11 protein-coding genes and 2 pseudogenes are annotated in these 13714 nt (G+C 65.4%); 7 read left to right on the top strand and 6 right to left on the bottom strand.

What is annotated here, in order from left to right:
• Positions 1-11: 11 nt before the first annotated feature.
• Positions 12-1097 (bottom strand): sigma-54 interaction domain-containing protein, encoded by a 1086-nt coding sequence (locus HWX00_RS30275; protein ID WP_034190924.1) that lies wholly within the window; start codon positions 1095-1097, stop codon positions 12-14.
• Positions 1098-1311: 214 nt separating this feature from the next.
• Entirely contained in the window at positions 1312-2052 is a 741-nt protein-coding gene (locus HWX00_RS30270; protein ID WP_034190923.1) for a GntR family transcriptional regulator, read from the bottom strand.
• 159 nt (positions 2053-2211) lie between these two features.
• Here HWX00_RS30270 and HWX00_RS30265 point away from each other — a divergent pair, with 159 nt between their 5' ends.
• Positions 2212-3774, top strand: a complete 1563-nt coding sequence (locus tag HWX00_RS30265; protein WP_226194272.1) for an SLC13 family permease — start codon at positions 2212-2214, stop codon at positions 3772-3774.
• A gap of 39 nt (positions 3775-3813) precedes the next feature.
• Positions 3814-6222, top strand: coding sequence for a hypothetical protein (locus HWX00_RS30260; RefSeq protein ID WP_175027302.1), 2409 nt, complete (start codon positions 3814-3816; stop codon positions 6220-6222).
• A gap of 88 nt (positions 6223-6310) precedes the next feature.
• Here the strand turns inward: HWX00_RS30260 and HWX00_RS30255 are convergent.
• Positions 6311-6451 (bottom strand): annotated as a pseudogene (locus HWX00_RS30255) (integrase core domain-containing protein); the annotation flags it as partial.
• Positions 6452-6656: 205 nt separating this feature from the next.
• On the bottom strand, positions 6657-7556 hold the full coding sequence (locus HWX00_RS30250; protein WP_124670542.1) for a DMT family transporter: 900 nt from the start codon (positions 7554-7556) through the stop codon (positions 6657-6659).
• A gap of 207 nt (positions 7557-7763) precedes the next feature.
• Between HWX00_RS30250 and HWX00_RS30245 the strand changes: the two are divergent.
• Positions 7764-8030 (top strand): annotated as a pseudogene (locus HWX00_RS30245) (winged helix-turn-helix transcriptional regulator); the annotation flags it as partial.
• A 397-nt stretch (positions 8031-8427) separates the two neighbouring features.
• On the opposite strand, the gene HWX00_RS30240 reads toward HWX00_RS30245, so the two are convergent.
• Both HWX00_RS30240 and HWX00_RS30235 read right to left on the bottom strand, forming a co-directional pair.
• The gene (locus HWX00_RS30240) at positions 8428-8736 is read right to left on the bottom strand and encodes an H-NS histone family protein (protein WP_175027328.1); all 309 of its coding nucleotides are present in this window, start codon (positions 8734-8736) and stop codon (positions 8428-8430) included.
• A gap of 105 nt (positions 8737-8841) precedes the next feature.
• Positions 8842-9114, bottom strand: a complete 273-nt coding sequence (locus tag HWX00_RS30235) for a flagellar transcriptional regulator FlhD (protein WP_226104033.1) — start codon at positions 9112-9114, stop codon at positions 8842-8844.
• Positions 9115-9433: 319 nt separating this feature from the next.
• Here HWX00_RS30235 and galU point away from each other — a divergent pair, with 319 nt between their 5' ends.
• The 4 genes from galU (at position 9434) to HWX00_RS30215 (ending at position 13651) form a co-directional block, all read left to right on the top strand.
• On the top strand, positions 9434-10318 hold the full coding sequence (galU, locus tag HWX00_RS30230) for a UTP--glucose-1-phosphate uridylyltransferase GalU (RefSeq protein ID WP_034190918.1): 885 nt from the start codon (positions 9434-9436) through the stop codon (positions 10316-10318).
• Positions 10319-10343: 25 nt separating this feature from the next.
• Positions 10344-10943: a phosphatase PAP2 family protein gene (locus HWX00_RS30225; RefSeq protein ID WP_175027303.1), complete on the top strand. Its 600-nt coding sequence runs from the start codon at positions 10344-10346 to the stop codon at positions 10941-10943.
• A 315-nt stretch (positions 10944-11258) separates the two neighbouring features.
• Complete coding sequence (locus HWX00_RS30220) at positions 11259-12452, top strand: hypothetical protein (protein ID WP_124670539.1); 1194 nt, start codon at positions 11259-11261, stop codon at positions 12450-12452.
• A 71-nt stretch (positions 12453-12523) separates the two neighbouring features.
• Positions 12524-13651, top strand: coding sequence for a sialidase family protein (locus tag HWX00_RS30215; RefSeq protein ID WP_175027329.1), 1128 nt, complete (start codon positions 12524-12526; stop codon positions 13649-13651).
• Positions 13652-13714: the final 63 nt, after the last annotated feature.

Genomic DNA, 13714 nt, shown 5'->3' with positions numbered 1-13714 from the left:
GCGCCGCCCGGTCAGTCGTCGAACGCCGATTCGGAGCGCGGCTCGTTCAGCAGCCCGTGACGCGCGAGCAACGTGCGCATCGTATTGCGCGTGACGCCGAGCAGCGCCGCGGTGCGCACCTGGCTGAACCGGCAGTGCTCGAACGCCTCGCACACGACCAGTTCCTCGATGTCGCGCAACAGGCTTTCGCCGGGCGCGCGAAACAGGCGGCGCACGCCCGCGCGGATGTCGTCCTGCGGCAGCGCCGCCGCGTCGTCCGCGCGCGCATAGCCGGCGAGTGCCTCCGAGAACTTCAGGTGCTCCGGCCGAATCAGGTTGCCGTTCGACACGAGCAGCGCCAGGTGCATGACGTTTTCCAGCTCGCGGATATTACCGGGCCACGGGTATGCTTGCAGCGCCTGGACCGTGCCCTCCGACAGCATCGGCTGCGGCCGCTTCAACTGCGCGCAATAGCGCCCGCGGAAGTGCTCGGCGAGCGGCAGGATGTCCTGCGGCCGCTCCCGCAGCGGCGGCAGGCGCACGCGGGCGAGATTGATGCGGTAGAACAGGTCCATCCGGAAATTGCCGGCCAGCACGGCCTGTTCGAGATCGACGTTGGTTGCCGCGACGACGCGCACGTCGACCGGCCGCGCACGTGTCGCGCCGACGCGTGTCACCTCGCCCTCCTGCAACACGCGCAACAGCTTCGCCTGCAGCGGCGGCGCGAGATCGCCGATCTCGTCGAGAAAGATCGTGCCGCCGTGCGCTTCCTCGAAATAGCCGATGCGGCGCCCCTGCGCGCCCGTGAATGCGCCGGCCTCATGACCGAACAGCTCGCTCTCCGCAAGCTGCGGGTTGATCGCGCCGCAGTTGACCGCGATGAACGCGCCCGTGCGGCCGCTGACATGGTGGATATGGCGCGCGACCAGTTCCTTGCCGGTGCCCGTCTCGCCGAGAATCAGCGCGGGCGCGGCGCTGGGCCCGATCTGTTCGACGAAGCGCAGTACCGCACGCGACGCGGGATCGGCGAACACGAGCGCCTTCGCGCGCACCGACAGGGGGCGATGCTCGCTTTCCGGCAGCGCAATGAGCGGAGGGGAATCTGTGCGGTTATCCATGGTCCGGGCGCGGGCGGAACGGTTGACGATACTGGCATCCGCCCAAGGGTTTGATCTTAGTCAACCTCGGGCGCGCGCAAAATACCGATTGCTGTGATGCTTCGCTGTCACGCGCAGATAACGAATCCCGTGCATGTCGCACAACGCGGCCGGCGTACCGTACGGAACGCCGTGCGCGTCACGGCGGCCGGCGAACGGGCGGCCGCATACCCCGTCAGCCGACGAATCTAGCCTCCACCCCGCTGTGCACGAGGAGGTCGAAACGCTCCGGCCGAATGTGGAACACCGTCGATTCGCAGGTACGGCCGTCCGCCAGGCGCGACGTGCGCCGCAGCACGAGTAGCGGCGAATGCGCGCCGACCCGGAGGCGCTCCGCAACGTCTTCGGGCGCCCCCACGGCCGTGACCGACATGTCGGCGTCCGTCATGCGCCAGCCAAGCACGCTTTCCAGCACCTCGTAGGTCGACATCCGCTCGGCCTGCTCGAAGGTGACGGTCGCGGCGTCGGGCAGCAGGCAGGTCTGCGCGAGCGCGATCGGCTCGTCGTCGACCCAATGCACGCGTTCAAGATAGACGCAACGCGCGACGTCGTCGGCAAAGACGTGGCGCAGGCCCGGCGGCACGTCGCATGCCTCGAACCGCAGCAACGTCATCCGGGCGCGGGCGCCCTGATCGGCGATCGAATCGTGGAGCCCGCGCAGCACGTCGAGCCGATGCCGCAGCCGCTGCTTCGCGGCGAACGTCCCTTTGCCCTGCTTGCGCTCGACGATGCGCGCGTCGCTCAGCCGATCGAGCGCGAGCCTGACGGTCACGCGGCTGACCTGAAAACGCTCGCTCAACTGTGCCTCCGAAGGCAGCTTGCCGCTCGGCTCGTACACACCGCGTTCGATCTCGTCGCGCAGTGTCGTCGCAAGCTGCTCGTAAAGCGATGTCGTGTCGTCACGCACCAGCGTCATCTGGTCCTTCCTCGTCGTGCTGGGTCCGCGCTATGCGCGTCTCCCGATATCGATATGAAAAGCAATTGGAACGCCCAACTTGTATTAATACGTATTATCACATCTCGACAGACGTTCGGGGGCCGCGTTTCGCGGTCCCGACGCCCGGGGAGCATACCAGTGACTGAAAACGCAATCGGCACGCCGCCGCTCGATGGCGCGCAGGCCAGCCGGCCGACACGAACCGAACCGGCCATTGCGCCGCGCATCGATCCGCACGCGACGGGTCGGTCGCGCGGTGCACGGTGGCGTGCGGCGATCGGCTTCACCACCGCGTGGCTCGCGTTCTTCGCGATCGCATGGTGGCTGCCCGCGCCTGCGCATCTGTCGGCCGAAGGGAAGGCGACGCTTGCCGTCGTCGCCTGGGTCGCGATCGTATGGATCACCGAAGCCATTCCCGTCGGCGTAAGCGGCATCCTGCTGCCGATGCTGCTCGTGCTGTCGCACGCGAGCCCGTCGTTCCCGAAGGCGGCCAGCGGCTTCGCCGCGCCGGTCGTGTTCCTCTGCCTCGCCGCGTTCCTGTTTTCCGCGATCATGCAGGCAAGCGGGCTCGACCGCCGCGTCGCGCTGCTGCTGCTCGACCGGCTGAAGGTGCGCACGGCCAACGGCGTGATCTGGGCAATGTTCGCGGTGAACTGCGTGATGGCGCTCGTCGTGCCGGCCGCGAATGCACGTGCCGCGACGCTGCTGCCGGTCACGAACGGCATCGTCCGGCTGTTCGGAGAATCGCCGCGCGAACGCGCCGCGCGCAAGGCGATCGTGATCCAGACGCTCGTGTACGGCGCGATGATCAGCGGCATGTGCATCCTGACGGCTCATCTGCCGAACATGGTCGTGTCCGGCTTGCTCGAGAAACAGCTCGGCATCCGGATCTCGTACCTGACGTGGCTGAAGCTGCAGTGGCCGTACCTCGGGATGTTCGCGATCACGCAAGCCTGGGTGCAATTCCATTTCCGCTCGCGCGCCGTCGCGATTCCGGGCGGCCCCGGCGCGATCGCGGCGATGCGCGGGACGCAACCACCCGCGGCGCGCAACGACTGGGCCGTACTCGCACTGTTCGCGGCCGTCGCCGTGTTGTGGGCGACCGAGCCGCTGCATCACCTGCCGTCGGAAATCGTCGCGCTGATCGCGCTGGCGCTGCTGTTCGCGCCCGGCGTGCTGCGCTTCGGCTGGGCCGAAGTCGAACAGCGCACGATCTGGGGCACGCTGTTCCTGCTCGCCGGTGCGTTGTCGCTGTCGTCGGCGATCAGTGCGTCGGGGCTCGCAAGCTGGGCCGCCGATCACGTCTACGTCGCCGCGCGCGGGCACGGCTGGTGGCTCGCCATCGCGATCGTGATGCTCGGCACGCACGTGATCCGTATCGGCATGCTGTCCAACGTCGCGGCCGTCACGATGATCGCGCCGATCGCGCTCGCGCTCGCACCGCGCCTCGGGCTGCATCCGGTCGCGTTCACAATGCTCGTCAGCGATACCGACAGCTTCGCCTATCTGCTGCCGACGCAGATCACCGCCGGCGTCATCGCGTACAGCAGCGGCGCGTTCTCGACGGCCGATTATGCGAAGGTCGGCGCGGTGTCGGTGCTGATCGCGATCGTCTACGGCCTCTGCGTGATCGCACCGTGGTACGCATACATGGGCATTCCCGTCTGGGACGCGAGCGCGCCCTGGCCGTTCGCGCATTGACGCGCGCCGCCTTCCCTCGACATCATTTTGCATTCCACAATGAACGCATCCCACGACGCCATCGATACCATTGACGCACGCGCCGCCGCGCTGCGCGACCGCCTGGGCCCGCACGTTGCGCCCGACGGGCTCTACGAACGCCACAAACGCCTGCCGTTCGCCGGACGCGTGCAATGCAACGTCACGCGGCTCGAAGCCGGCGAGTGGAGCGAAATCGTGCTCGACTACGAAGTCGGCTCGTCCGGCATCGCCGACGGCGGCTGGCTGAAGGCGACCTTCAAGTTCTATTCCGACTGGGCGCTGTTCCAGACGAGCGACCCGAGCGCCGCGAACTACATCAGCGCCGAGTACCACGCGGCGCCGCTCGTGCCGGGCCAGAGCCCGGCCACCGTGCAGGCGCTGAACGTGCGCTTCGATCAGAAGGGGCATGAGCGGCCGTTCCAGAAGGCCGTGATGGTCGACATCGTCGACGGCTACGTGAATGCCGGCGACCGGATCGTGATCCGTCTTGGCGACCGCCGCCGCGGCCCCGGCACGCGCGTGCAGACCTTCGCCGAAGACAACTTCCGCTTCCGGCTCTACGTCGACCCGCTCGGCACGTCGCGCTTCGTCGCCGTGCCCGGCGACGTGTCGATCGACATCCGTGCCGGTGCGCCGTCCGACGTGCTGCTGAACGGCCCGCGCTTCGTGCAGCCCGGCACGCGCGCACCGTTCCGGCTGTCGCTTCAGGACCGCTGGGGCAACGCGTGCCGCGATGTCGGCGGTCATGCCAGGGTCGTCGCGTACGATGCCCGCGGCGAGATCGTTTACCGGCGCGAACACGCGCTGCCCGATACAGGCTTTGCGAGTTGTGCGGTGGACGACCTGCCGGTCGACGCGGGCACGCTGCGCATCGTCGCCGACGTACCGGGGCACCCGGACGTGCGTGCGGCCGAAGCGTGGCTGACGGTCGATGCGTCGCTGCCCGTGCCGCGGGCGCTGTATGCGGACCTTCATGTGCACGCACATGACACCGTCGGTACCAACAGTCCGGAGTACAACGCGCGCTACGCACGCGACATCGGCGGTATCGACGTGCTCGGCTACACCGCGAACGACTTCCAGATCACCGACGAGAACTGGCGGCTCGGCGTCGACGCGGTCGAGCGCTTCAACGAACCGGGCCGGTTTGTCGTGTATCCGGTGCAGGAATGGTGCGGCAGCTCGACGGCAGGGGGCGACCACAACGTGGTGTTCCTCGGCGACGACCAACCGGATTTCCCATACAACGCGCGCGGCGAGCACAATCGCACGCTGGTCTGGAACGAAGACATGAAGGGTCATGCGGTCGAACTCGGCCGCTGGCCCGTCGAGGAACTGTGGGATGCGTATGCGGACAATGCCGCGCAACATCTGGTCATGCCGCACGTGGGCGGTCGTCGTTATATCCCCGACTGGCATCATCCGGAGCTCGAGCGGCTCGTCGAGATCGCATCGTCGTGGGGCCATTTCGGCTGGCTGTACCAGGACGTGATCGCACGGGGTTATCAGCTCGGCGTCGCGGCCAGCGGCGACGAACATCGCGGCCGGCCCGGCGGCGGCGCACCCGGCGTGCAGGTCTTCGGCGTGCATGGCGGGCTGACGGGCGTGCTGGCGCCCGGGCTCGATCGAAAGCACGTCGGCGCAGCGCTGCGCGCGCGCCGCACGTGGGCGACGACCGGCGAGCACAGTGCGCTGCTGGTGCGCTGCGGCGATCACCGGCAAGGCGACGCGTTTGCGCACGAAGGGCCGGCGCGGCTCGACTATCGGCTGCTCGGCCAGTCGGGCTGGGAATACGTGGCCGCGTATGATCACGATGGCTTGCTGTGGGAACGCAACCTGCACGCGGAACTCGGCTACGCGGAGCGGCTGGTCCGGGTCCGCTGGGGCGGTGCACGCATCCGCGACCGCTATCGCTGGGCTGCGTGGCGCGGCCGGATCCGGATCGTCAACGGCACGATTCACCGTTTCGGGTCGAACGGGTTCGAGCATGTCGAGGAGTCGGCATGGCGCACCGGCGCGACCGACATCGAGTTCCGCAGCGACACCTACGGCGACGCGGACAGCATCGAACTCGACGTCGGCAATCTCGCCGCCGCGACGATCGTGGTCGAGGGCACGATCGACAGCTTCGCGAAGGTCGGCGACCCGCTGGAACGCAATCCGTTCGTGCACGCCCCTGCGTTCCGCTTCGAAATCAGCGGCGCGGAGTTGCTCGCGCGCGAATCGGCGACACACGCACTCGGCGGCACGGAGCTTTTCGTCGCGGTCGAACGGCTGACAGACAAGCCGCTGCCCGTCGATCTCGCGGGCAGCATCGACGTGGCGCCCGACAACGCATCGTTCGGGTATCGCCCCGTCTATTTCTTCGGGCGGCAGCGCAACGACAGCAAGGTATGGTCGTCGGCACAGTTCATCACGTTCGAGTGAGGCGTTTGCAGGCGTCGGTCATCTGACGCCTCGAACTCGATCGCATTGGGCCGGTCAAGCTGTCACGACGCCAGCATTGCCGATCCGGCTAGCTGTGAAGCGTCAAGAGGTTGTTTCTCGACGCGGGAAGTCTGGCCATCGGCGCAACGCCGCCGATGGCGCTATGGGCACGATGCCAGTTGTAGTGGTGCTGCCAACTGGCCAAGGCTTCGATGCGATGGCCCGAGCTCAACTTCTCTTGGCAGGCTGCATCGGACGTTGACGTTGACATAGCGAACTTCCGCGTTTGGCCGGTTTCCGCCCAACACGATCGGCTGTAGCCGACCCATAGGGGGCCTTCAATTTCCTCGATCCCGGTCGTTCGCGGTCGACACAGTTCTGTCGCGTGTGCATCGACTCGTATCGGCCAATCACAGCCAAGCCTGCTTGTCAGACTAGACTGCGGGTCCCTCCGGTGGCTCTTCCCGGATGGCGACAGCGATTGCACTCCCGACAATCCCAATGATTCCGACGACTGGAACGACATCTAGCTTTTCGCCCCATACGAAGAAGCCGAAAAGCGTTGCCCAAATGATACTTGTGTAAGTGTAGGGCGCCAGTTTCGCAGCGCTGTCACGCCGGACTGCCACCGTAAATAAAATCTGGCCGACTGTCGCAAATATTGCAAGCAGCACTAAGATAAATAAGTCTTTGAGTGTCGGAGTCCTCCAGGCAAACAATAAAGAAACACCCGTAACGGCAGTCCCGAAGGCTGTGAAGAAAAGCACCGTAATGCTTGAGTCATCGCCAGCTTTGAGCTTGCGAATCTGAATCATAGAAAGAGCACCGCACAAAGCGCTCAGTAGCAACAGACCTGGGCCAAGGAAGTTCGACAAGCTGCCCTGAGGTCGGACTACTAGAAGGACCCCGACAAAGCCTACGGACGCGGCAACGGCATTTCGCGCGAGTAAGCGTTCCCCAAGCAAGAAAGGGGCGAGGACAACAACAAAAATAGCCTCCGAATAGACGATTGCCACTGCCTCGCTCAACGGCAGATACGGCAAGCCCGCGAAAAAGAGTCCTGAGGCACCGAGAAGCGTGAGTGCACGAATTGTCTGTCCGCGAAGGTCGATCCTTCGGATCCGAGGGCCAAGCGAACCACCATGAAGACTGGCGAGAACAGCCGGCACAATCCCGAACAGCATTCGGAAGAATGTCACCTCGTTAGCTGGATAATTGAGGGCTACCGCTTTGCCCAGTGCATCGACGACCGCAAAACAAAACATCGAGACCAGTATCAGCGCAATTGTTTGATACTGGGCGGTGCGATCGGAGACTGCAACGTTGATGCGCATATTATCTCGGCAGTGGTAAGTCCAATGTGAGAAAGCGAATTGTCAACGATTCGGCGTTGCTTGTCCAAGAGCCGGTTCCGGCCGAACCCGGTCGAATGGCATCGCGGTAGCGTCGGACCGGCTGATGCCGCCCCTAACCCGTTATCTCATCCTCCGCGCCGTCAGCGACCGCCGACAAGCCGCTCCTGGCAGCTGCCACATTGCTTTCACACGCTCGGCGTGTACGGCAGGCGCATGCACGGGGTGACTCAGCCGATGTTGACGCGCACGTTACGACAACTCGAACGTGACGGTCTTGTGCTCCGTCACGATTTCGATGAGGTGCCCGCTAGAGTCGAATACGAGTTATCCGACATGGGCATGGACCTGCTCGTTCGCGTGGTCCCGCCGTGGACCTGGATCGCCGAGAATGCGGACCGCTTCCGAGAAGCAAGGCGGATTTTCGACAACCATCACCGCGACGCGAACTCGTAGCTTTCCGGTTATTGATTTGTATTGCTTATTTTCCTGGCGGGAGACGGGTTCGAGTCTCTGAGTGAGCGGCTTATGGCGGTCGCACCTGTCGTACTTCGTCGCCTATCCATTCCAGCTAGCCGCACATTCCAAGATTCGCGCTATCGCTGGCGTCTTGTTTCGGCTGACACAGGAAGACTGATTGTGATCGGGAAAAACAATCCTGTCCTGCGAATTCGCACTCAGCAGGTGACGCGAGCGCGAACACCGCCAAGGCCGGTGTTCAAATATTCGATGACAGCATGTATCAGAAGGCCGGCAACGCCGGTCTCCTATGCATACGTCGCGGAATCCCCGGGCCAACACTTCGCAAGCGACTGCTCCGCCGCCGCGAAGCGGAAGTCGAAAGTCTTCACGCTCAACCGGCACTGCGCTCGATCAGGAACCGGTCGCGACGGCCGCCTTTGATCCAGGCCGGCTCGCGCCCGCGCCCGCTCCACGTCGCGCCGGTCTTCGGGTCGCGATAGCGCGGCGCCGACGCGCGCTTTCGCGGCGCCGCTTTCGACGCGCCGCCGCGGCGCCCGAATATCTGTCCGGCGGTCAGGCCATATTCGGCGACCCGAGTGCGAATCTCCTGTATGACGGCCTCCAGTTCGGCGAGCCGGGCTTCCTCGACCTGCTTCAGCAGTTCATCGGCTTGCGCCTTCAATTCGCGATAACCGGGCATGCAACTTCTCCACATTCTGTTGGTGAAAAAAACGAACGGCCGCGACGATGCGATCTCGTGAAACGGCGCGACCGGAACATCCATTCGATAAAGCCTGAAAACGGATCAAGCGCGGCCCGGCGCGTTTTCGGCGCGAAATTCACAAACCAGTTCGCCGCCGGCCGCGAGTTCATCGATCTGATCCAGCGTCAACGCGTCGATCGATGCGGCGATTTCATCCGAGATACCCAATTGCCGCTTGCCCTGTTCGTAGTCGATCCGCAATATGCGCTGCGCGAGCACGAGATACGCGCGGTTGAATTCCGCAATTGCATCGAAGATATCGCCCCGTTCGGTCATGACTGCTCCTGAGCCGACGGCGATCGTCGCATGCCGCACGCGCGGCGCCGAGACCGGCCGTCCAGTAATGGATGCCTGAATCTATGTCATGCGATCGACGTCATGCCGACAATTCCTAGATGGCATCAGACATATTCGAATTCGGCAATCTCAATTCGCGATTCGCCGCTCATCGCTGTCGGATTCAGCCTAGATTCGGTCTCCACTCGAAACGCGAACACTCATACGATGGTCGAACGGCGCGCGAGTCCGGCTGCGCGAACGATATGGCACCGGCGCGCGACGATTGCATGCACGCATCGCCGGTTACCCTCGGCATTGTTGATGCCTGATCCTGAACGGATGGAATTCGAAAATCATGTTGAAAGTGACGAAAGCCGTATTTCCGGTTGCCGGTCTCGGCACGCGATTTCTGCCGGCGACCAAAGCCAGCCCGAAAGAAATGTTGCCCGTCGTAGACAAGCCGCTGATTCAATATGCGGTCGAGGAAGCGATCGACGCGGGCATCACCGAAATGATTTTCGTGACCGGCCGCAGCAAGCGCGCGATCGAAGACCACTTCGACAAATCCTACGAGATCGAGGCCGAGCTCGAAGCGCGCGGCAAGGAAAAGCTGCTGTCGCTGGTTCGCGGCATCAAGCCGAGCCACGTCGACTGTTTCTACGTGCGCCAAGCCGAAGCGCTGGGGCTCGGCCATGCCGTGCTGTGCGCGGAGAAACTGGTCGGCGACCAGCCGTTCGCCGTGATCCTCGCGGACGACCTGCTCGACGGCCCGACGCCGGTGCTGCGCCAGATGATCGACGTGTTCGATCACTATCACGCGTCGGTGATCGGCGTGGAGGAAATCGCGCCCGACGCATCGAAGTCGTACGGCGTGATCGAAGGCAAGCGCTGGGAGGACAACCTGTTCAAGCTGTCCCGCATCGTCGAGAAGCCGGAGCCGGCGCAGGCGCCGTCGAATTTCGGCGTGGTCGGCCGTTACGTGCTGAAGCCGAAGGTGTTCGAGCATCTGCGCGCGCTACGGCCCGGTGCCGGCGGCGAGCTGCAGTTGACGGACGCGATCCAGTCGCTGCTGTCCGACGAGCAGGTGCTTGCCCATCGCTACGACGGCACGCGTTTCGATTGCGGCAGCAAGCTCGGGTATCTGAAGGCGACGGTCGAGTTCGCGCTGCGGCACCCCGAAGTGGCCGCGGATTTCGAAAGCTATCTGGCCACCCGCATGTCTGCGCTGCTGGCCGCCTGACGGCGCGGCCATCACGAATCCGATCATGTGGGCCGCCGTCAGCGATCTCGGCGACGCGGCGCTGACGCTGCCGCTGGCCGTCGTATGCATCGCGTGGCTCGTGCGCTCGACGGCCGGACGGCATCGCGCGGCGTCGTGGGCGCTGATGCTCGCGGCCGGCATGGCGCTCGTCGGCGCGACCAAAATGCTGTACGCCGGCTGCGGTATCCAGATCCGCCCGATACATTTTCGTGTGATCAGCGGGCATACGATGCTCGCGTCCGCAGTCTGGCCGATGGTGTGCGTGCTGGCACTGAGCGGTGGCATGCAACCGCGGGCGAGCGCGTCGCGAGCGCTGCCGCTAGGGCTCGGGCTCGCGCTCGGCGCGCTGATCGGCGTCGCGCGCGTGTTCGACGACGCGCACACGCCATCGGAAGTCGTCGCCGGCTGGCTCGTCGGCTCGGCGGTCGCGCTGGCATTCGTGTGGCGACACGGCACGCCGCGTGTCGACGCACGCTATCGCGTGCTCGTCGTCGGCTCGCTGCTGGCCGTGTCGGCCGCCGCGTACGGGCGCCACGTGCCGATTCAGGAGGCGATCGAACTGTATTCGCCGTTCTTGTGCGGGCGATTCGCGTTTCAGCCGTGACGGCCGCGCCTGGACCGTACGCTGCGAACGCCCTCGCCGGCCTCCGGCACATCGCGCGCTCCGCCGACCCCGCCCGAAACGGACAGAATGCCGCCCGGATCGGACGGCCCGGCTCGCCCGACTGTCCAGTCGTCTATCCTCGGTCGCCGGAAGCGCTTCGTCCCGGACGACGAACGCACATTCCGCGTGCGACGCGGCGCGACACGATGCCCGCCCTCCCCGCGGGCACCTTGCCACGCGCCGCACGACCTCTCGCCGCGCGGCGCCGGCACGGCCGGCACGCAGCGGATCCGGAGCCTCCGATCGGGCACACGCATGTCGACCTTGCTCTTTTCAGCCAGCGTACTGTTCTTCTCGCTCAACGCGTTCAGCGTGCGGGCCACCTTCGCCGCGTATGTGCTGCTGTGCGCGCTCGCCTTTCTGCGCGCGCCGACGCTGATGAACCGGCAGCGCCATCTGTTTCCGGTGTGCACGTACTGGCTGATCAGCACCTGCCTCGCCTTCATCCTGTCCGCGTTCGGCGATTTCTACGTGAACTTCTTCATCAAGTTCGTGCTGATCCAGACGTACATCGCGTTGAGCTACTGGATGTTCGCCGGCGGCGTACTCACACGGGCATCGCTCGACACCGCGTGCAAGACGCTGATCTACGTGCATGCCGCGTTCTTCACGTTCCAGCTCGTCTTCTACCTCGGAACCGGCACCTTCATCGATTTCGACAGTTACGTGCGCGAAGCGGACTCCGAAGCGCTCTATGCGACCAAGGCGCTGTCCGACAGCCTGATTTCGATCCGTGCGCTGGGCCTGTATTCCGAACCGTCGTTCTATGCGATGACGGTCGTCCCGAGCGCGGTGATCCTGCTGCTGTCGAAGCGACGCATCACGCTCGCGCCCGTCATCGGGTTCGCCACCGCACTGCTCAGCTTCTCGGTCGCGTCGATGGTCGTCTGCGCGGCGCTGTGCGGGCTGCACGTGCTCACCGGGCGCGGGCGGCTGCGGACGCGGATCGCCGTCGTCGTCGTCGCGCTCGCGTGCGTGCCCTGGCTCTACGGCGTGTACGATCAGCGGGTGAACCAGTCGGTCGATTACGATGCGGTCGGCAGCCGGACGCTCGTGCTGACCGAGCTGACCGAGCGCGACGTCGTCGCGGGCGTGTTCGGCGGTGGCCTGTTCTGGGACGAGCGCAACAACGTCGGGAAAACGCACCTGCGCGGCTACCAGGTGCGGGACAGTTCGTTCTACGTCTACCTCGTGTTCGCCGCGGGCATCGCCGGTTCCGTCGTGTTCGGCGGTGCGCTTGTCATGCTGTTCCGCCGCAAGGGCCGGCGCAAGTATCTGCTTTATTTGCTGCCGATCCTGCTGTTCAAGTATCACGTGCTCTATGGCATGCTCTGGCTCACCATCCTGCTGTTCGTCGTGCTGGCCGACCAGGACGCGCCCAACCGGCGCGCGGTTGCCCGTCCCATCCCGAACCCATCCGGCGGCAAGCCGCTCGCGCACCTGACATGAACTCGCTTCGACCTGCCTCGACGTTCCGCGCGCTGAAACGGTCGACGATCGCGGCGCTATGCCTGGGCTGCATGGTGACGGCGGTTCGCGCGCAAACCGTGCCCGCGCCGCCCGGCGAGGTGATCGCGCACAGCCCGGCCGCCACGCGCGTCTATCTCGGCTCGCCGTCGCTGGCCGTGCTGCCGAACGGCGACTATGTCGCGAGCTTCGATACATTCGGCGCCGCGTCGGCGCAGAACCGGGTGTCCGTGTTCACGTCGCACGACAAGGGCGCGACCTGGTCGAAGCTCGGCGACGTGTCGGACCAGTACTGGTCGTCGCTGTTCGTGCTGAACGGTGCGCTGTACCTGATGGGGACCAACCGCTCGATGGGCACGCCGACGATTCGCCGCTCCGAAGACGGCGGCGAAACGTGGACCACGCCGGTCGACGCGTCCACCGGGCTGCTGCCGTATGCGGGGCGCTACATTACCGGGCCGGTGCCGGTCCTCGTCGATCGCGGACGCGTGTGGCGCGCGTATGAAAGCGTCGAGGACGGCGACCTGCGTGCACTGGTCCTGTCCGCGCCCGTCGATCGCGACCTGCTCGATGCCCGCAACTGGCGCGCGTCCGCGCACCTGCCGTCGGACAAGCGCTGGCTCGACGGCAGGTTCCAGTCATGGGAAGAAGGCAACGTGGTCGGCCGGCAAGGCGCCGCGCCCGCCGTCGTGCTGCGCGTGAACACCGCGAACGGCCCGGAGAAGGCCGCGCTGGTGGCGACGGGCAACGACGGCCGCACGTTGTCGTTCGACCCGGCACGCGATTTCATCGACCTGCCCGGCGCCGGGAAGAAGTTCACGATCCGCTTCGATCCGCAGTCGAAGCAGTACTGGACGATCACGAATGCGGTGCCGAAGAGCGCCGGGCGGATGAACCTCGAACGCGTCCGCAACACGCTGGTGCTGCTGTCGTCGCCCGATCTCCGGCAGTGGACCGCGCGGCGCGTCGTGTTGCAGCACGCCGATCCGAAACGGCACGGCTTCCAGTACGTCGACTGGCAATTCGACGGCAACGATCTCGTCGCGGTGCTGCGCGTCGCGTTCGACGACCCGGAAGGCGGCGCCGCGAGCCAGCACGACTCGAATTTCGTCACGTTCCTGCGCGTGCGCCGGTTTCGTCAGGACGCGGCATCCGCCGCGCTGACGCAAAGCCTGCAATAGCGCACGCCGGTGTGCCGGCACGTCTCCCGCACGCCGCCCCACGCGGCGGGCGCGGCCCGTTCG

This window comes from Burkholderia seminalis DSM 23518 (assembly GCF_902832885.1).
In the GTDB taxonomy this organism is placed as follows: Bacteria; Pseudomonadota; Gammaproteobacteria; order Burkholderiales; family Burkholderiaceae; genus Burkholderia; species Burkholderia seminalis.
This window is presented reverse-complemented; position numbering and strand designations above follow the sequence as displayed.

What these genes read in the sequence shown, in the direction of transcription:
- HWX00_RS30250 (WP_124670542.1), bottom strand. Translation starts at nt 7,556, where the DNA reads ATGCGCATCAACGTTGCAGTCTCCGATCGCACCGCCCAGTATCAAACA.
- HWX00_RS30275 (WP_034190924.1), bottom strand. Translation starts at nt 1,097, where the DNA reads ATGGATAACCGCACAGATTCCCCTCCGCTCATTGCGCTGCCGGAAAGC.
- HWX00_RS30260 (WP_175027302.1), top strand. Translation starts at nt 3,814, where the DNA reads ATGAACGCATCCCACGACGCCATCGATACCATTGACGCACGCGCCGCC.
- HWX00_RS30215 (WP_175027329.1), top strand. Translation starts at nt 12,524, where the DNA reads ATGGTGACGGCGGTTCGCGCGCAAACCGTGCCCGCGCCGCCCGGCGAG.
- HWX00_RS30220 (WP_124670539.1), top strand. Translation starts at nt 11,259, where the DNA reads ATGTCGACCTTGCTCTTTTCAGCCAGCGTACTGTTCTTCTCGCTCAAC.
- HWX00_RS30240 (WP_175027328.1), bottom strand. Translation starts at nt 8,736, where the DNA reads ATGCCCGGTTATCGCGAATTGAAGGCGCAAGCCGATGAACTGCTGAAG.
- galU (WP_034190918.1), top strand. Translation starts at nt 9,434, where the DNA reads ATGTTGAAAGTGACGAAAGCCGTATTTCCGGTTGCCGGTCTCGGCACG.
- HWX00_RS30225 (WP_175027303.1), top strand. Translation starts at nt 10,344, where the DNA reads ATGTGGGCCGCCGTCAGCGATCTCGGCGACGCGGCGCTGACGCTGCCG.
- HWX00_RS30270 (WP_034190923.1), bottom strand. Translation starts at nt 2,052, where the DNA reads ATGACGCTGGTGCGTGACGACACGACATCGCTTTACGAGCAGCTTGCG.